General features: G+C 56.1%; 12 protein-coding genes. 9 read left to right on the top strand and 3 right to left on the bottom strand.

What is annotated here, in order from left to right; all coding sequences use genetic code 11:
- The first annotated feature begins 99 nt into the window (after positions 1-99).
- Complete coding sequence (locus CGZ80_RS05335) at positions 100-1,044, top strand: DUF2608 domain-containing protein (RefSeq protein ID WP_094412111.1); 945 nt, start codon at positions 100-102, stop codon at positions 1,042-1,044.
- A gap of 43 nt (positions 1,045-1,087) precedes the next feature.
- On the opposite strand, the gene CGZ80_RS28950 is transcribed toward CGZ80_RS05335, so the two are convergent.
- Positions 1,088-1,213 (bottom strand): hypothetical protein, encoded by a 126-nt coding sequence (locus CGZ80_RS28950; RefSeq protein ID WP_255407692.1) that lies wholly within the window; start codon positions 1,211-1,213, stop codon positions 1,088-1,090.
- On the opposite strand from CGZ80_RS28950, the gene CGZ80_RS05330 reads away from it, so the two are divergent.
- The 3 genes from CGZ80_RS05330 to CGZ80_RS05320 all read left to right on the top strand — a co-directional run bounded on the left by CGZ80_RS05330 (position 1,212) and on the right by CGZ80_RS05320 (position 6,169).
- On the top strand, positions 1,212-2,549 hold the full coding sequence (locus CGZ80_RS05330; RefSeq protein ID WP_094412109.1) for a sugar porter family MFS transporter: 1,338 nt from the start codon (positions 1,212-1,214) through the stop codon (positions 2,547-2,549). The genes CGZ80_RS28950 and CGZ80_RS05330 overlap by 2 nt on opposite strands.
- Positions 2,550-2,686: 137 nt before the next feature.
- Entirely contained in the window at positions 2,687-4,819 is a 2,133-nt protein-coding gene (locus CGZ80_RS05325; protein ID WP_143543753.1) for a glycoside hydrolase family 172 protein, read from the top strand.
- A gap of 186 nt (positions 4,820-5,005) precedes the next feature.
- Positions 5,006-6,169 (top strand): serine hydrolase domain-containing protein, encoded by a 1,164-nt coding sequence (locus CGZ80_RS05320; RefSeq protein ID WP_158222561.1) that lies wholly within the window; start codon positions 5,006-5,008, stop codon positions 6,167-6,169.
- Between the two features lie 831 nt (positions 6,170-7,000).
- Here CGZ80_RS05320 and CGZ80_RS05315 read toward each other — a convergent pair.
- Positions 7,001-8,113: a GntR family transcriptional regulator gene (locus CGZ80_RS05315; protein ID WP_094412103.1), complete on the bottom strand. Its 1,113-nt coding sequence runs from the start codon at positions 8,111-8,113 to the stop codon at positions 7,001-7,003.
- A gap of 228 nt (positions 8,114-8,341) precedes the next feature.
- On the opposite strand from CGZ80_RS05315, the gene CGZ80_RS05310 reads away from it, so the two are divergent.
- The 4 genes from CGZ80_RS05310 (at position 8,342) to CGZ80_RS27525 (ending at position 13,289) form a co-directional block, all read left to right on the top strand.
- Complete coding sequence (locus CGZ80_RS05310; protein ID WP_094412101.1) at positions 8,342-9,748, top strand: sugar porter family MFS transporter; 1,407 nt, start codon at positions 8,342-8,344, stop codon at positions 9,746-9,748.
- Positions 9,748-10,209, top strand: a complete 462-nt coding sequence (locus CGZ80_RS05305; protein WP_094412099.1) for a hypothetical protein — start codon at positions 9,748-9,750, stop codon at positions 10,207-10,209. Before CGZ80_RS05310 ends, CGZ80_RS05305 begins: the two co-directional genes overlap by 1 nt.
- Positions 10,210-10,251: 42 nt before the next feature.
- On the top strand, positions 10,252-12,150 hold the full coding sequence (locus CGZ80_RS05300; protein ID WP_094412097.1) for a glycoside hydrolase family 32 protein: 1,899 nt from the start codon (positions 10,252-10,254) through the stop codon (positions 12,148-12,150).
- Between the two features lie 83 nt (positions 12,151-12,233).
- Positions 12,234-13,289 carry a DUF1186 domain-containing protein gene (locus CGZ80_RS27525; RefSeq protein ID WP_103296287.1) on the top strand — a complete coding sequence of 352 codons (1,056 nt, stop codon included), beginning with the start codon at positions 12,234-12,236 and terminating at the stop codon, positions 13,287-13,289.
- Between the two features lie 75 nt (positions 13,290-13,364).
- Here CGZ80_RS27525 and argH read toward each other — a convergent pair whose 3' ends face one another.
- On the bottom strand, positions 13,365-14,747 hold the full coding sequence (argH, locus tag CGZ80_RS05290; protein WP_094412095.1) for an argininosuccinate lyase: 1,383 nt from the start codon (positions 14,745-14,747) through the stop codon (positions 13,365-13,367).
- 149 nt (positions 14,748-14,896) lie between these two features.
- On the opposite strand from argH, the gene CGZ80_RS05285 reads away from it, so the two are divergent.
- The gene (locus CGZ80_RS05285) at positions 14,897-17,695 is read left to right on the top strand and encodes a hypothetical protein (protein WP_094412093.1); all 2,799 of its coding nucleotides are present in this window, start codon (positions 14,897-14,899) and stop codon (positions 17,693-17,695) included.
- Positions 17,696-17,699: the final 4 nt, after the last annotated feature.

Raw genomic sequence — 17,699 nt, 5'->3', positions numbered from 1 at the left:
CCCGTGAAAGTAGTGTTCTCTACCGCTGTTTTTGTGGAGCACAAGGCGACCTTGGGAGAGGATATCTCTAAAAATCAACTGGCCGTTTGGAGAAAGCAGATGAGTCGTTGGATAGCGTTTGTGTTGGCGTATGTCGTGCTGCCGGTGTTCTGCCACCCTGCGTTCGATGTCGTCGTCGTTGCCCAAGAACCGGGAGTGCGGAAAGCCGTTGAGACGGCGGAGTTCGCACAGGTTGTCAAACAAGTCCAAGACTTTTCCAAAAAACACGGTGCCCAAAACGTGTTGTTGGTCGTCGATGTCGACAACACACTGCTGGCAATGAACCAGGACCTGGGAAGCGATCAGTGGTACGGCTGGCAAGAAGGTTTGCTCAAGAGTGACCCGAGCAGTCCCCACTTGGTCGGCGCAACTTTTGACGAATTGTTGAACGCACAGGGCGTCCTCTTTTCGCTTAGTTCGATGCACCCGCCGGAGCCAAATCTTCCGGCGTTGTTCAACGGACTATTGGAACGGAAGAAAGACAAGGAAGGGAATGAGCTGCCTGGTATCACCACCGTCGTGCTGACGTCTCGTGGCAAAGATTTCCGAAATGCGACCGAATCGGAATTGGAACGCAATGGCTACGACATCGCGGGATCGGCACTCCAGATCAACGAAAAACGTGGTGTCTTTCTGCCTTATGGCATTGAGAAAGAGCACCGGCAAGGTTTGGACGTTGAAACCATTTTTGACTTGGGGAAACCACGCCCGGTCACTTATTCCGATGGCATCTACCTGACTGCCGGACAGCATAAGGGGTACATGCTCCGTACCTTGTTGGCACGCTCGAAAGCAAAGTTCGCGGCGATTGTTTTTGTCGACGATCACGAAAAACACACCCAGCGAATGCATGAAGCGTTTGAAGAATCGCCGATCGATCTGGCAACCTTCCGTTATTCGCGCGAGGACGGAAACGTCGCACGGTTCAACACGTCGAGCAAGGAACATGTGGTTCGCGACTGGAACTTGCTTGAGCAGTTTCGCGACGCAGTGATTGTGAAATAGCTGGATCGCCGCCGCAGACAAAGCGGCAAGTCGAATTATCGCATCAAGCGGTCTCGGTCGCTTTGCCGGGGAGGTCGGCGGCCGGAAACTTTGGGGCGTTCGATTGTGTGACCGGGGTGCTGGGGTTATTTTGGTCGCCTTTATCGTCGCCCCGAGGTGAGAGATTCATGGGTAACCGTTTATTGGTGTGGTCTGTTACTGCATCGCTAGCTGGGTTCTTGTTCGGCTTCGACACGATCGTGATCTCGGGTGCGGAGCAGAAGATCCAATCCGTCTGGGATCTGAACAGCACGCTGCATGGTTTATGCATGAGTGCCGCACTCTGGGGGACCGTGCTCGGGGCATTGTTTGGCGGTGTGCCAGCCGAACGGTTTGGCCGCCGAAGCACGTTGATCTGGGTCGGCGTGTTGTATTTTGTCTCGGCGGTCGGATCTGGGATTGCCCCCGATAAGTTCGTGTTCATGGTGGCACGTTTCATCGGTGGCGTCGGTGTCGGAATCGCGACGGTTGCATCGCCGCTGTACATCTCGGAAATTTCGCCGGCCAATATGCGTGGCCGTTTGGCGGGGCTTTTTCAATTCAATATCGTGTTCGGGATTTTGATCGCGTTCGCGTCGAACTACTTGATCGGCAAGTACGTTGATGGCGAAGTCGCGTGGCGATGGATGTTGGGTGTGGAAGCGTTCCCGGCGCTGCTTTACACCGTGCTTTGCATGACGTTGTCCGAGAGTCCGCGTTGGTTGATCGCCCACGGGAATCAGCGAGAAGCCGGAATGAAAGTCTTTCGGGATGTGAATCCGGAACTGTCTGACCAAGAGATCGAGTCGCTTGCCGATTCGGTACTCGCGAGTGCGGGCGACTTGACGACGAAGGCCAAGTTTTTTACTTGGCGATTGCGGCGGCCGATCATGTTGGCCTTCTTGGTCGCGTTCTTCAATCAGCTCTCGGGGATCAACGCGATTTTGTATTTCGCGCCGCGAATCTTCGAATGGACTGGGCTGGAAAAGAACGCGGCGCTATTGCAGTCGCTGGGAATTGGCGTGACCAACTTGGTCTTCACCTATGTCGGCTTGTGGTTGATCGATCGCTTTGGACGACGGACGTTGCTTTACATCGGTTCGTTTGGCTACATCGCTTCGTTGGGGCTTTGTACTTGGGCGTTCAGCGTCGGAAGCTACGGCATTGTTCCGGCATGTATCTTTGCCTTTATCGCCGCTCATGCGGTTGGCCAAGGTGCGGTGATTTGGGTATTTATTAGCGAGATCTTTCCGAACCGAAATCGTGCCGCCGGGCAAGCACTGGGAAGCTCGACGCACTGGCTGTTTGCCGCGACGTTGACGTTGGTGTTTCCCAAGATGGCCGAAATTTTGCCCCCGGCAGCGATCTTTGGGTTCTTCTGTTTCATGATGGTGTTGCAATTGATTTGGGTGAAGCTATTCGTCCCGGAAACGAAAGGCGTCCCGCTGGAAGAAATGCAAGCCAAGCTGGGAATCGCAGATCAGTGATCGGTCAATTGAAAGTCGCTTTGGTGCGTCGAGCTGTCGTGACGTCGTTGGTTCTGGCCAGTTTTCAGTGTCTGGCCGGAGCTGTCATAGCCCAGACGCCGTCAGCGCAGACTCACTCAGCCCAGACGCCGTCAGCTTTGCCAATAACGACGCTCAGCTATGCGGATGTCGTGGCTCGCATGTACGACCTCAAAGGGCTCGCCAACCCGCCGTTGCCTGGCGAAGTCAGCGGTAACTTTTCCAGTCGCGATCGCGCGTCACGATTCAACCCGGTGACCGAACGCTACGAAAACTGGCATGCCAACAACGATGCCGATGGCGCGCTCGATGACGATGGGACGTTCTTTGATTTGGAAGGTTCTGGCGTGGTTTGGCGGATATGGTCGGCGATGCCTGGCGACGGTGACTGGCAGTTCTATGTCGACGGTGATACCGAGCCAACGTTCGCCAAACCGTTCAAGCAACTTTTTGCCGATGACTTTGACGAGCTGCCCGAGCTGCCCGAGCTGTCACAAATCAAGGCACGTGGCTACAACCGATTCGTTCCGATCACCTTCAACAAGTCGCTGAAAATTCGTGGCAGTGAAGGTTGGGGGCGGTACTACCAAATCACTTACACACGTTTCCCAAAAGGGACAACGGTTCCTTCGTTTGACGGGACTCTGACCGAATCGCAACGTTCCGCGTTGCGGACGGCCAACAGTATTTGGTCGCAGCGCGGTCCGTTTCTGTTTGTGGACAACCCGGCCGCCGTCACCGACACGACCGTTTCGCTTGGTGCCGGTGAGGAAAAGGTGCTGGCAACGTTTGATTCGCCCGCCGCGCTGACGTCGATCTTTATGAAGCGGCCGCCGGTCGATCGCTCCGAATCCGTTCGAATACTTCGCGAGCTGACGATCAGTCTGACCTGGGACGACGACGATTCGCCGGCCGTGTGGGCACCGCTCGGTGACTTCTTTGGGACTGGGGCCGGTGAGAATTTGCACCGAACGCTGACCACGGGAATGACCGAGCGTGGGTACTACAGCAATTGGTACATGCCGTTTCGCAAAGCGGTGATTCGAGTCAAGAACGACGGCAAGGCCACTCGAGACTTGCGGTTTGCGTTTCACACCGAAACGCTGGAGAGAGACCCCGATCAGTTGTTGCGGTTTCACTGCAAATGGCACCGCGACGACTTCAGCGGGTTCGATCAGGAACGGTTGATGTCGGACCGCTGGCCGGATTGGCCTGTGCTTCACCTCGACGGTGTGAGTGGGCGATTCTGTGGATTTCACGCCCACATGTGGAATCCGAATCACCTGTGGGATGATCGCGCTAAACAACGTTTTGTGACACCCTTGCCGGACGCGGAATCGTTCCGCAGTGCTTCACCGCAGCGTGCGTTTTATCTTGGCGAAGTCGACACGCATTACTGGTGGGGTGAAGGCGACGAGAAGTTTTTTGTCGATGGTGAAGCGATGCCGTCGACATTCGGTACCGGATCGGAAGACTACTTCGGGTACGCCTGGGGACAGCCAACGGCGTTTGACAGTGCGTTGCAAGCACAGCCACGTAATGGCGAGGCTGATCAAATCGGAAAGAGTGCTGATCGAGCCGGTCCGGGTAACATCGGCCATATCACGCAAGCCCGTTGGCAGGTGCCGGACAACGTCCCCTTTCAACGCAGCTTTGAAGCGGTGATCGAAAAGTATCACGGCAACAACTGGCCGTTACTGAATGCGTACACCGTTTGCTGGTACCAAACTGCGGGTGTGGCGGATCCGTATCAGCCAGTGGATGTCGAACAGCGTGTTGACTATTACGTTCCCGCGATCAGCCAGCCTGCGTTACCAGTTGTCGATGGTGTGTTGGAGGGCTCGCATTGGGGGCACATCGATGTTGTCGGTTCACCCGACGGCCCAACCAGCGTTCAGGAGATGCGCGTGTTTGGTGATGGTTGGTCAAGCAATGCGCATCTGCTTTGGCGTGCCAGTGGCGAAGGGGCAAAGCTTGAAGTGCAGTTCGGCGTCGATCAGGAAACGACTGGTCTGGCAATCGGTTTGACGAAGGCACCGGATTACTGCTCGGTCCAGGTTTGGCTGGACGGAAATCGAATTGGCCAGCCTATCGATTGTTATGACGACGCGGTGGTGCGTGCAGGCGACGTGCGATTCGAATCGCCAGTGCTGGAGCAGGGGACGCACCGGTTGACTTTCGAAGTCGTTGGAAAGAACGAGCAGTCCACTGGCTATCTGTTTGGGCTGGATGATGTAAGGCTCGGCGGTTAGCAGCCTGTTGTTCTTCGAGTGTTGCGTCTCGTTACTTAGATTGAGCGTACCCTCTTTGTGGAGCATCATTCGACAATGTCTCCGGGCGATTTATTCAATCGTCCGAGATGGCCGCGTAGGGATTGGCGTTCGAGTATCTTGGTGCGCTTCCTATTTCCCACCGCCATCCTATTCTGGAGTGTCTTGATGAATCGTCTGCTAAAGGTTGCCTTGATAGGAGTCATGGTCTGTGCCGGGAATTCCAGCGTTTTCGCTGACGACGTGATTCCCGAGAGCCCCGAAGTCGCTGCCGCGTTCAAGCCGTATCACGACGCATCCAAGATCGCCGGTTGTGTCGCCATCGTTGCTGACCGAACCGGCAAGGTGCACTACCGGAACTTGATGGGATACGCCGATGTCGAGTCTCAGCAGTCGATCAGCGAAGACAACGTGTTCTGGATCGCGTCGATGACGAAGATGTTTGCCGGGGCATCGATTATGATGTTGGTCGACGAAGGCAAGGTTTCGTTGGATGATCCGATTTCGAAATTCATTCCACAGTTGAACGATTGGAAAGTCGTTGAAGAAAAGGACGACTCACATGTATTACTGGTTGCCCCGGTCCGGCCGGTAACGATTCGGCATGCGCTCAGTCATACGAGTGGTCTGGCGGGGAGTGCGGAACTGCAGCGAGTCGCCGGCGCGGATGTCACGCCGCTAAAAGTGCGAGCGCTCAGTTCGGTCACCGGGCCGTTGCTATCTCAGCCTGGCGACAAGTATGCCTACGGGAATCAAGGCATGAACGTCGCGGCGCGGATTGTTGAAATCGTCAGCGGCATGCCGTACGAAGACTTTCTGCAATCGCGATTTTTTGATCCGCTCAAGATGACCGAAACGACGTTCTGGCCAAGCGAGTCACAGGTCGAACGATTGGCCGGCGCGTATGGGCCGAATCGCAAAGGTGAAGGATTCTCGCGCGGCGAAGTTGGCTTTCTGACCAAGCCGTACAGCGACCGGGCCCGACGATTTCCTGAAGCCGGTGGCGGCTTGTTTTCCACGACGGGAGATATCTTTCGCTATGGATTGATGTTGGCGAACAACGGCGAACTTGACGGGAAACGTTATCTGTCGCCCGAGTCGATGGACGTGCTGCGGACCGCGCAAACAGGCACGACGAACGTCAACTACAGCTTGGGCTATCACCTTCGCAACGGCATGTTCGGTCACGACGGCGCCTACGGGACCGACCTTTCGGTGAACCCAACGACCGGCATGATCGCGATCTTTATGGTGCAGTGCACCAGCGGCGATCAGTGGGCCGCCCGCGACGACTTTTTGAAGGCCGCCGCGAAGGTGTTTCCAAAACAATAAGCGTCAGGCCTTAGCGGGTTTCGTTGCCGAGGATAAACGTCACGACCGCGTCCAGGTTGCTGGGCGTGGTTGCATGAGCCGGGGTGTCTTCGATCGTCACGGCAACCGGACCGCCAAGATCGGTGTAGCGTTTCTCCAGCTCACGAGTCTGGTTTTCTTGCGTTTATACCGGAGAAACCCTCTGCGTTTCTCCGCGGTCATCAATTCCCAGCACCGAGTACGCTCAATATTCAGGCTTTCCGATGCGATCACCGCCTGAATTCAAACTGCTCTCCACAAACCAGCCATCGACACTTGGGCCGAAGGTCCAGCCAATTACCTAGCCCGGTCTGCAGGGCCGGGAACCCAGCAAGATGAGCGCGTTGAGGGCCAAAGGTCCGGTCCGTTGCTCTTGCAAGCAGCGTTGCATCGGAATCATTGGGCGGAACAGAGCCAAAACGAGTCCGCGTACGTTTTCCGGGCGCAGGCCAGCGACCGACTTTTGGGCCGAAGGTCCAGCCGGTTACCTAGCCCGGTCCGCAGGGCCGGGAACCAAGCAGAATGAGCACGCTGAGGGCCAAAGGTCCGGTCCGTTGCCCTTGTAAGCAGCGATTCATCGGGCAGATCAAAGCCAAATTGAGTCCGCGTACCTTTTCTTGTCGGCGTACCTTTTCTTGTTGGAGGAGAACGCTACTTTCGCGGAGCGAAAGGCGACAATGGGAAATCTGTTTGCCGCTCGCGGTTGGTCATGAGATGGGGTGTTTTGATCGGACTTGGAACTGATTGCCGCAGGCTATGGTCCATTTCGCCTTCGGCCAATTGTCAGCGAAGGGATAACCAAGTCATTCCGTCTCACCGAGCGATGCGTTCATCGCTTTGGCTTCCGCATGATTGGCGGATGACGAGTTTCATTGGGACGCAGGTGTGGCGGGGTGGGAGGTGTGGATTTTCGATCCGGTCTTGCATCATCTGAAATGCGACCGAAGCAAGCAGTTGGCAGGGCTGGTGCATGGTAGTCAGCGGTGGCGCCAGCAGCCGCGCGTACGACAGGTCGTCCACGCCCACGATCGCCAAGTCGCGTGGGATTTGCTGGCCGAGAGCTTGTAAACTTTGAATCAGCTGCGCAGCGGTTTTGTCGTTGCCACAGACAATCGCATCCAGGTGCTTCGATCGAAGGAGCTGTTTGACTTCGTCGTGGTCGGTCGGATCAATCTGGTGCGTGTGGTTTGCGGAAACTTTTTTACTGTGGTCAAGCAGGGCCGCTTGATAGCCTTGCAATCGGCGGTGGACGGTGGATGCCGAGTTGCGTCGGCTAAGGAAATGTACGTGTTGGCGACCGACGCGAAGAAGGTGATCGGCAAGTACATAGCCGGCGTTAAAGCTGTCTGTGCCGATCAGATCATAGTCGCTGCGCTGGGGCGGATCGACATAGTCGCGATCGAGTAGCACCACTGGGATCTTGGCTTTGCTCAAGTCACGCAGAATCGACTTGCTGACGTCGTCTTTGGAGTCGGTGAACTCGAAGGGCGAAAAGAACACACCGTCGACACCGGCGACAATGTATTCCTGGCACAGTTTTCGGGTCGCCGATTCGAGTCGTTCGGGCGGTTCGTCGGCAAGGTTTCCCCACAGGATCGCATTGCCCGTGACATAGGCTTGGCGGGCAAGCGCGGAGCAGATCGGATCAAAGATTTCACCGTCGGCGAGTGCCGGAACGAGCAGGGCAAAGGTGCGTTGGCGGGTGTCGATTTGTCGTTGTTTGACGTAGGTGCCAGAGCCGGTTTTACGTTCGACGTAGCCGCCGTTTTGTAATTCACGAAGAGCTCGCACGACGGTCGGTCGCGACGCGTCGTATTGCTTGACCAAGGCATTTTCCGAGGGCAGTCGCGCGCCGACTTTGAACGTCCCGTCGTCGATGGCTTGTTGCAGGTCGATGACGATTCGCTGGTACTTGGTTTCTCGCACGGGTCGCCCGGTGTAGAGGTCGTGAATTCAGAGGCACGGAGTCTCAATCGAAGTTTAGATCGCCTGATCTGATAAGACAACTTTGCTGTCCAATTTGTGGTGTCGGTTGTTGCGGGACGATCGGCCCTTGGTAGGGTGTTTGGGCAGTCATGTTTCGGATTAGACCAGTTGATCAGGCTGTCTAGTAACGCGATTGCCGAAAAGTTGACTTACCCAATTGGTGCACGGATGAGTGACACATTAACCGATCGCGAGACTTCGAGTTTGCCAGGGCGTTCGCTGCTGGCCGCGGCGGTCGTCGCCTCGCTGGGTGGGCTGTTGTTCGGTTTCGACACGATCGTGATTTCGGGCTGCCAGACACAGCTGGAAGAGCAGTTTTCGCTGAGCGGGTTCATGCAAGGTTTCATGACCGCATCGGCGCTGATCGGGACGGCGATTGGAGCGTTGGTTGCTGGATACCCGGGCGATCGGTTTGGCCGACGCGACTGTTTGAAGGTTTGCGGTGGGTTGTACTTGGTCAGTGCATTGGGCAGTGCGTTGGCGTGGGATTTGAACTCGTTGGTTTTGTTCCGATTGGTCGGCGGTTTGGGAGTTGGCGGATCGACGGTGTTGGGGCCGCTGTACTTGGCAGAGGTTTCGCCGGCGGAGTGGCGTGGGCGATTGGTTAGCTTCTTTCAATTCAACATTGTCTTTGGGGTGCTGGTCGCGTTCTTTTCGAACTTACTGGTCGATCGCTATTCCGTTTCGCTCGATGAAGCGACGTTGCAGACGCTTTGGCGATGGAAGCTTGGGATCGAAGCGTTCCCCGCGATGCTGTTTTTAATCTCGTTGTTTTTCATTCCACGCAGTCCACGTTGGCTGGTGTTGCAAGGGGACGAACAGGAAGCGGTCGCGGTGCTGAAGAAGTTCGGCGAACCGGACCCGATCATGCAAACGCAACGAATTCGGCAGACGCTTGCTGCGGAAAGTGATTCGAGCCAACAACCGCTATGGTCGGGCGAGCATGCGAAGCCGATCTTTTTGGCAATCACGATCGCGAGCTTCAATCAGTTCGGCGGTATCAATGCGCTGTGGTATTACTTGAACCCGATCTTGGAATCAGGCGGCTACAGTCGCGAGGACGCGGGGTTGGCGACCATCTTGTTAGGAGTGGCCAACTTGTTCGCAACGATGTTGGGAATGGTGTTGATCGATCGATTGGGACGCAAGCCGCTGCTATTGGCGAGTGCATTTGGGACATTGATCGCGATGGGGGCCGTCGCATTGATCTTTTCCAGCGGCGAGGGGGCATCGCTATTGGTGTGGTTGTTGACGGGCGTGGTTGTCTGCCACACATTTGGCCAAGGCGCTGTGATTTGGGTTTACATCAGTGAAGTGTTCCCAGGTGCGGTGCGTGCGAAGGGGCAGACACTCGGCAGTTTTACGCACTGGTTTTGGGCCATGATCGTCAGCTGGACGTTTCCGATGGTTGCCGGTGACGTTGGCGAGCCGTCCGCGGGGCTGCCGTTCGCGTTCTTTGCCGGCATGATGATTGTGCAGCTGGCGGTGGTCTGGTTTGCATTTCCCGAAACAAAACAAGTTCCACTGGAATCGATGCATTCGCTGGTGGAAGAAAACCGAACGGAGTTGAGTTGATGAGCCAGTGGCAATCGGCGGAAGCGGTCATCGTCCAAGGTCACCGCGTCGCGTCAGGCATGAATGGGAATCCGCGATTTCCAAACGGCACGTTGCGGATGCAGATGCCGTATTTCAAATCACTGGGACTGGATCTGTCACCGTATTTCATCGGCACGATCAATCTCAGTATCGCGCCGCTGGTTTATCAGGTGGTTCAGCCACGGGTGACGTTTCGCGATTTGAAATGGCATCCCGTTGAGCCGGCGGAGGACTTTTCGTTCTTTGACGCGAAGGTCGAGTTCGCATCGGGCAGCCGTGCCGAAGGGTTGATTTATTTTCCTCACCCCGACACGAAGCCCGAGCATTTCCAAGCCCCGGACGTGCTGGAGTTGTTACTGCCGAAGATGGAAAACATCGAGTATGGCGGAGAGCTGGTGCTTTCGGTGCCGGGGGATCAGATGCGGTTTGGTCAGGCGTGATCGTACTGTTAGGTTTTGAATTGGTTCGAGAGAGTGAAGGCGATGATGAAATTGAAGATCGATCGAGGCGGGTTGTTGGCGATGCTGGTCTGTCTGGGAGCGGCTGTAGCCGCCAGTCAAGTCAACGCGGAAGATGGTGTTGCATCAGACATCGTGATCGACCGTTTCAACGGTGAAAGCTATGTCGGATGGATGGCGACAGGCGAGGCATTCGCGCCGGGGCCGGCACGCGGAGAGACTCAGTTGAAACAGTTGGAAATCGATAACTGTGAAGGCGCCGGGTTGGCATGCAGTGAGATCGATGGTGATCGACCCCAAGGCCGTCTGACGTCACGGCCGTTTGAGATTGAGCGTGACTACATCGCATTTCGAATTGCCGGTGGCAATTACGAGCGGCACACCTGCATGAACTTGTTAATCGACGGTGAGATTGTTCGCAGTGTCACCGGCTGGCGAAGTGACCGTTTGGTGGAGGGTTCGTGGGACGTGCGCTCTTGGAAGGGCCAACACGCGAAAATTGAGATCGTTGATGAAGCATCGGGTGATTGGGGACACATCAATGTCGATCACTTGATGCAAACGGATCGGCCAATCTCACCGTCCACGCCAATCGCACCGGTTTACACCGAAGCGTTTCGCCCACAGTTCCATTTGACCGCACGTCAGTGGACGATGAATCGATTGAATCCTGGCCAGCGTGAAGAGGGCTGGATCAATGACTTGAACGGGATGATTTATTACGACGGCACCTACCATGTTTTCGCCCAGCGTTGGAACAAGTGTTGGTTGCATTTCACAAGCTGTGATCTGGTGTCTTGGCAAGAACAGGAGCCGGCATTTTGGGAACCGTCGCTGGACTATGCCGTTCAGTCAGGGCACTGTGTGGTCGACTATGGCAATACGTCTGGCTTATCAAAGGATCCGGACAACCCGGCGATGGTCGCGTTTTGGTCGGCGGGCGACAACCATCGTCAGTGCATCAGCTATAGCTTGGACAAAGGAAAAAGCTGGACGATCTATGACCAGAATCCGGTCTTGGATCTTCCCGAGCGTGACCCTAAAGTGTTCTGGTACGAGCCGGGGCAGCACTGGTGCATGATTCTGTACGGCGGCGGGCGGTATCACTTTTTAGTCTCGGACAATCTGTTGTCATGGAAGGAGACTGGCCATTCGATTCCGAACAGTTTTGAGTGTCCCGATTTCTTTGAGTTGCCAGTCGAAGGCGAGGCGGGAACGAGCAAGTGGGTGTTGGTGCATGCTGATGGTGGGTACCAGCTTGGCAGTTTTGACGGTAAGCAATTCACACCCGATTACCCGCAGCGCATTCCCATCGACTTCGGTGACTTTTACGCGACGCAGACGTTCCACAATGTGGAGACGGGGGACGGGCGCCGAATCCAAATCGCGTGGGTGTTGCATTCCGCGTTTCCAGACATGCCGTTCAGCCAGCAGCTGAGTTTTCCGTGTGAGCTGAAGCTCCGTCGCACGGACGAGGGGCTGCGTTTGTATCGAGCACCGATCGCCGAAGTCGAGCAGCTTCACGGCGAAACGTTCCACATCGAAGGCCGTCAGTTGCGGGCCGGGCAGACGATTCCGCTGCAACCGTCGGGACGCCAGTTTCACTTGAGCGGGAAAGTCAAGCTTGCCGAGGGCGGTCGGTTGACGTTTCGTGTGCGAGGAGTGGACGTGGTGCTTGGCGAGCGGGAAGTCCGAGTCGGGCCGCATCATGCCAAGACTCGCCAGCCTGTCACCGAGTTCGAGATTCTGATTGATCGAACATCCATCGAGTTGTTCGTCAACGATGGAGAGTTGAGTGTGACGGAGTTTACGTTGATGGGGCAGAATGGATTGTTTGTGCGAGCGGACGAGCAGTCCGCGGAGATTGAATCGCTGACGGTTTCGAAAATGAAATCAATTTGGAATGCGACCGATTCACAGTAGTCAATTCTGCCATCTACGGGCGCGACAGATCAGGCTAGAATGCGATTTCACAAGTTGCCATTCTTTTTTGAAAGGAGTTTGCCATGGAAGTCGCCAACAGTCTCGAGGCTATTCCGGAGGATCTAGGGCGGATTCTCGACGAATTGGACGCCGGGCTGGAAGCCGTTCCCTACGACGCGATTGAGGAAGCTCGTCAACGGTCAAGTGAAATCACTCCGTGGCTGATTCGCAGCATCGAAGCGGCGGAAGAGGCGTACCAAAGCGGCGAAGACGTCGGCTCGGTGGGGCACTACTACTCCCTGTTTTTGTTGGCAGAGTTTCGTGCATTGCAGGCCTGGCCGTTGATTTATCGGGGCTTGGCAGACCCGGCGGGGAAAACGTTTGAGCGTTTCGAAATTGTTATCGCCGATGCGTATAGCTGCATCTTGATGGCCTTTATCGGCGATGATGAAACAGCGATTGCTGAGCTGATTGCCGACCCCAAGGTGAACGATTATCTGAGGTGGGCGGCAGTTGCGGTGCCTTTCTATTGGATTCGTGATGGAAAGAAAACGCGGGAGGAGGCGATCGAGTTTTTCTGTGAACGGCTCGACCATCTGGTTCAGACTGGCGTCAACAAAGGCGGTGGTGAGTTTGACGAGGTACCAGAGAAGTTAATTCGGGTCCTGGCGGCTCTGTCTGCAGATTCGGCGATGCCGCAGATCGAACGGGCTTACGAATCCGGCATCGTTGACGGCGAATTGTTGCCATTCGATTACATCAGCGAATGCATCGAACAGCGGCAGACGGACCTTGCGGAATTGTTGGAAGACCTGCCCGATCCGAGCGACCTCATCGTCTTGGGGGAGCAGTTTTCCGAATTCAAAACTGAGATGGTGCGGTTTGCGGAGATGATCGCAGGGTTATCGAATGGGCTCGACGGCGTTGATGGGCTCGAAGACTTTGAAGACTGCGAAGACGATTATGATGTGTTCGGTGAAATCGGCAGCGACTTCGGTGATGAGCTAGAAGGCGGAGACTCGATGGACACGATTCACGTCAATGACACGACGATTCGTAACAGCGGCGAGAAAGTTGGCCGTAACGATAAGTGTCCATGCATGAGCGGAAAAAAATACAAGAAGTGTTGTGGCCGCTGAGAGCGGTTTGCCGGTTGATCGACAAACCGCTAGACAGGCTTCTTGATGGAGTCCGATCGGTTGGCCAGCAGATGATCAGCGGGACAGCAGGCGTTGTTCCCAACGTTTCATCTGCTGACGGACTTGGGCAGGTGCCGTTGAACCGTAGCTAACGAACGCGGCGACTGCGTTCGCTGTACCGAGGCTTTCTAAGATCGACTCGTCGACTTGTGGTGCGTGTTCTTGCATCTCGCTGATTGGCAGTTCTGCCAGTGGGATGCCTTTGGCCATTGCTGCACCGACGATCGCACCGACGGCGTGGTGGGCGGTTCGTTGTGGGATGCCTTTCTTGATCAGCCATTCCATCAGAGTCGTGGCGTCGAGGTAGCCTTCTTCGATCCGACCGGCGATGCGTTCGCGTTGCAGTTCGCTGCCGGCGACAATTGGAATTGCCAATTCCAGCATCGCGGTGACGGTGTCAAAGGAGTCAAACAACGGTGGCTTGTCTTCTTGTAGGTCGCGGTTGTATGCCAACGGCAAGTTCTTCACCAACAACATCAACGTTTGCAAGTTGCCCATCACGCGGGCGGATTTTCCACGCGTGAGTTCTAGTGTGTCGGGATTGACCTTTTGCGGCATGATGCTGCTGCCGGTGCAGAATTGGTGTGGCATCTTGATGAAGCCGAATTCGACCGTGCTCCACAAGATCCATTCTTCGGCCCAGCCGGACAGGTGCGAAGCGATCATGGACAACACGAACGCGCTTTCGATGATGAAGTCGCGGTCGCTGCTGGTGTCCAAGCTGTTGGCGGTGACGCCGGCGAAGTCGAGTGCTTTGGCGGTTTGTTCGCGGTCGATGGGCAGGGTGGTGCCGGCGACAGCGGCGACACCGAGTGGGCATTGGTTGACCCGTTCCCGGCAGTCGGCCAAGCGTTCGCGGTCGCGTTGGAATTTTTCGATGTAGGCCAGCCAGTAATGGGGGGCGAGGACGGGCTGGGCGCGTTGCAGGTGGGTGTACGCCGGCAAGATGACATCGAAATCGCCTTCACAGCGACTGAGGAATGCCTTTTGGAGTTCTTCCAGCAGCGCCGACACATGTTCGAGCTGTTCGCGAACCCACATGCGGGCGTCGGTGCTGACTTGGTCATTGCGGCTGCGGGCGGTGTGCAGTTTTCGCCCGACGTCACCGATCCGTTCGATCAGGACGGACTCGATGTGCATGTGGATGTCTTCGAGTTCCAGTCGAATCGGGAAGTCACCGGCTTCGATCTCGGATTCGATTTCACGCAAGGTGTCGCGGATTTTGGCAAAATCATCGGCGCTGATCAGTCCGACGTTTTTCAGCATCTCGGCATGGGCGATCGAGCCACGGATATCTTGGCGATAGAGCCGTTTGTCGAAGCTAATCGACTCGGCGAAGGCTTCTAAACGGGCGTCGGTGCTGGACTGAAAAACACCACTGCGAGAGGGACTGTCCACGGTTTGCCTATCCAAAGTTGGTGTGCTGGGGGATAATGCTGTCGATATGCCAGCGGTAAACGGTGCCGCCAGTACGCCCTCGTTAGTATCGTCCAGAGCGTGAATTCTGACGAGCGGTCGTCTCGAATACGTCAGTTACAAGCTATCGAATGTTCTGTCATCAATCGAATCATCGCAACGTAAGGACGGCGTTTGTCGCCCTCGGTGCGATCGTTTTCTCCGTCGTTTCTGCATCGAACTCCGCCAATGCGGTCGAGGTGTTGGCATCGGCAATTGCCGCCCCCAGTGTCGAGGGGGTTGGCCCGGCACCGCATCGCTACGGTGTGGCGATCGTCGAAATTCCGTTGGCCGTTCCGCTGGTCGGGCAAGATCCTCGGCCGCTCTCGGTGACCAGTCAATCGGGCAGGTTGCACTATCCCGTGACGGAGGATATCGACGTTCCAATCGTACCGACGAGCGAACGTCCGGTGCCACAGCCAGGCAACGGTCGGCTGTTGGGACGGATCGGCAAGCTGATTCGTGAGCTGACAGATGATGACATGCCCAAGACGCAAATCGTGTCACGTCGCGCGACGTTTTTGTTTACCGGCGATGCTCCGCTGACGATTGAGATCGCCGATGACAGTGGGCCGATCGGGACGTACGAGTTGGTTCCCAAAGCTGACGCGGCGATGCATGCGACGGCGTTGAAGCAGTGGTGGGATGCCTACATCGAACGAGCAAAATCGTTTATTGACAAAGGTGACTACCCGCCTTGGGTCGAAACCTACTTGGTCGCAATGCTGAGCGGACGAACCGGCAACGGTTTACCGGACTGGTTCATCGCACCGGTCGAAAAATCCGATCCGCTGCTGGAGACACTTAAGTACCTGACCGGTGCAGAGGAAGTGACCAAAGCGATCTTTCGGCGGACGGCCGCGGGACTGACCGATGGCAACGAGCCAAGGCCGAGTGAATCACCCGACGCGACCGTGCCATTGCCAGAGCCGCCGCGTTGGCAGAAAGCGGCATTGCCACCTGTTGATGAGTCGGTTGTGACAGAAGGAATCGCCGATCGTGTGCCGCCGGAATGTTTTTATATTCGGTTCGGTTCGTTCAATAACTACTTGTGGTTTTTGGACTTGGCGGAGGAGTACGGCGGCGACATCGGTCGGATGATCACATTGCGAGGAACCGTCAACAAATCGACGGAACGTTTCCAGAATCAGATCGCGACGAAGATTAACCAGTTGTCGCGGATGTTGGGGGCTAGCGTGGTGGAAGACCAAGCGGTCATCGGTCGTGACCTGTTTACCAACGACGGCGCGTCGATGGGCGTGATCTTGAAGGCCAGCAACGCGTTCTTGTTGCGGTCGTCATTGAACAATGACCGTTCTTCACGTGCGTCCGGTGACGACAAAATCACGTTGAAGCAAGTCGATGTGGACGGTCACAAAGTCTCGCTGCTCTCGAAAACGGATAATTCGATTCGTTCGTTTCTGGCCGAAGACAACGGGTATTTTTTAATCACCAACAGCAAGACGTTGGTAAAGCGGTTCTTTGAAGTCGGCAAGAGTCGCGAGTCGCTTGCGGCGACCGAATCGTTTCGGTTGTCACGTTCGCTGGTGCCTGTCGATCGCGAGGACACGATCTTTGCATACTTTTCGCCTGAGATGTTACAAGGGTTGGTGTCGCCGGAGTACATGATCGAGTTGCGACGGCGATCCGCTGCGGAAAGCGATGTGTCGTTGGTGCATTTGGCCCGCTTGGCGGCAGCGGCGGAAGCCAACTCGGTTGGCGGCGCGCCGCTTGGCGTGGAAGAGCTGATCGAGCAAGGGTTCCTGCCGCTTTCATTTGGCAAACGCCCCGATGGCAGTGGCATTGTTGCGATCGGTGACCGCGTCATCGACACTATGCGTGGTGCGCGAGGATCGTTCTTGCCGATCGCTGATGTCGAGATCGACAACGTGACGTTGCAAGAGGCGGAGTGGTATCAAACGATTGCCAATGAATACAGCGAACGGTTTCCACAGATGGATCCGATCATTGTCGCGCTTCGGCGTGAAGATGTTCCGGGCAGTCCATCGCTGGAGCGGATTACCGTTCATGCCGAGATCGCGCCGCTGACGCCTGAAAAGTATGGCAAATGGGCGAAGCAGTTAGGGCCGCCAACCAAGGTCGCGATCCGATCGGCGCCAGACGATATCGTGACGCTTCAGGCACACGTGGCGAGTGAACAGCTTGGTCCGCCGACGCATTTGTTTGTTGGCATCAAAGATAACTTCCCGCCCGAACCTGAAGACTTCGACGGACTGTTGAACATCTATCGTTCGTTGAAAAGCTTACCGGGGTATTTGGGTGCTTGGCCACAGCCTGGTGCGCTCGATCGATTGCCGCTGGGACTGGGACGTGGGCGTCCCGTCGGGCCGGGGATGAGTCGGTTGTTGGGTGGGCTGTATCGATACACCGGTGGCGGGTTCAGTGTGCTGTCGTTCCAAGACGAAGTGTTGACGTCGACCCTGCCGTTTTTGGAAGCGAGCGACGTTTCGGAAGCGGCAACGGTTCGTGGCCGGATCGGGAGTCTGCTCGGTAGTCAGCTTGAAGATTGGGTCAACAATCAGCTGTATCAGCGTGCGGCACGGAGCAGTGTTGCCGGTGCAGAGTTTCTGACGCTGATGACACGGCAATTGGACGTTCCGCCAGAGGAAGCGTTCCAGCGTGTTCGCCAGGTCTTGGACGCCGATTTGCAGTGCAGCTTAGGCGGACAGTACCAATACAATCCGCAGACGCATCGTTGGGAGAGCACCGCGTGGAACGGACCGGAGCCAGCAGAGGAGCCACCGATCGACTATGTCTCGCCGCTGTTGCATTGGTTCCGCGGCGGCCAGTTCACGATGACGCAGTACGCCGATCGCTTGGTCGTTGATGGCCGGATGACGGTAGCACGAAAGACGGCTCGTCCCGAGTAAAGGA

The organism is Rhodopirellula sp. MGV, from assembly GCF_002251265.1.
GTDB classification, from domain to species: domain Bacteria; phylum Planctomycetota; class Planctomycetia; order Pirellulales; family Pirellulaceae; genus Stieleria; species Stieleria baltica_A.
The sequence above is the reverse complement of the archived record's forward strand: the minus strand, read 5'-3'. Positions and strand labels throughout refer to the sequence as shown.

Excerpts from the sequence above, each read along its gene's own strand:
- CGZ80_RS05330 (WP_094412109.1), top strand. The coding sequence starts at position 1,212 with ATGGGTAACCGTTTATTGGTGTGGTCTGTTACTGCATCGCTAGCTGGG.
- CGZ80_RS05300 (WP_094412097.1), top strand. The coding sequence starts at position 10,252 with ATGATGAAATTGAAGATCGATCGAGGCGGGTTGTTGGCGATGCTGGTC.
- CGZ80_RS05305 (WP_094412099.1), top strand. The coding sequence starts at position 9,748 with ATGAGCCAGTGGCAATCGGCGGAAGCGGTCATCGTCCAAGGTCACCGC.
- CGZ80_RS27525 (WP_103296287.1), top strand. The coding sequence starts at position 12,234 with ATGGAAGTCGCCAACAGTCTCGAGGCTATTCCGGAGGATCTAGGGCGG.
- CGZ80_RS05310 (WP_094412101.1), top strand. The coding sequence starts at position 8,342 with ATGAGTGACACATTAACCGATCGCGAGACTTCGAGTTTGCCAGGGCGT.
- CGZ80_RS05335 (WP_094412111.1), top strand. The coding sequence starts at position 100 with ATGAGTCGTTGGATAGCGTTTGTGTTGGCGTATGTCGTGCTGCCGGTG.
- CGZ80_RS05320 (WP_158222561.1), top strand. The coding sequence starts at position 5,006 with ATGAATCGTCTGCTAAAGGTTGCCTTGATAGGAGTCATGGTCTGTGCC.
- CGZ80_RS05285 (WP_094412093.1), top strand. The coding sequence starts at position 14,897 with ATGTTCTGTCATCAATCGAATCATCGCAACGTAAGGACGGCGTTTGTC.
- CGZ80_RS28950 (WP_255407692.1), bottom strand. The coding sequence starts at position 1,213 with ATGAATCTCTCACCTCGGGGCGACGATAAAGGCGACCAAAATAACCCC.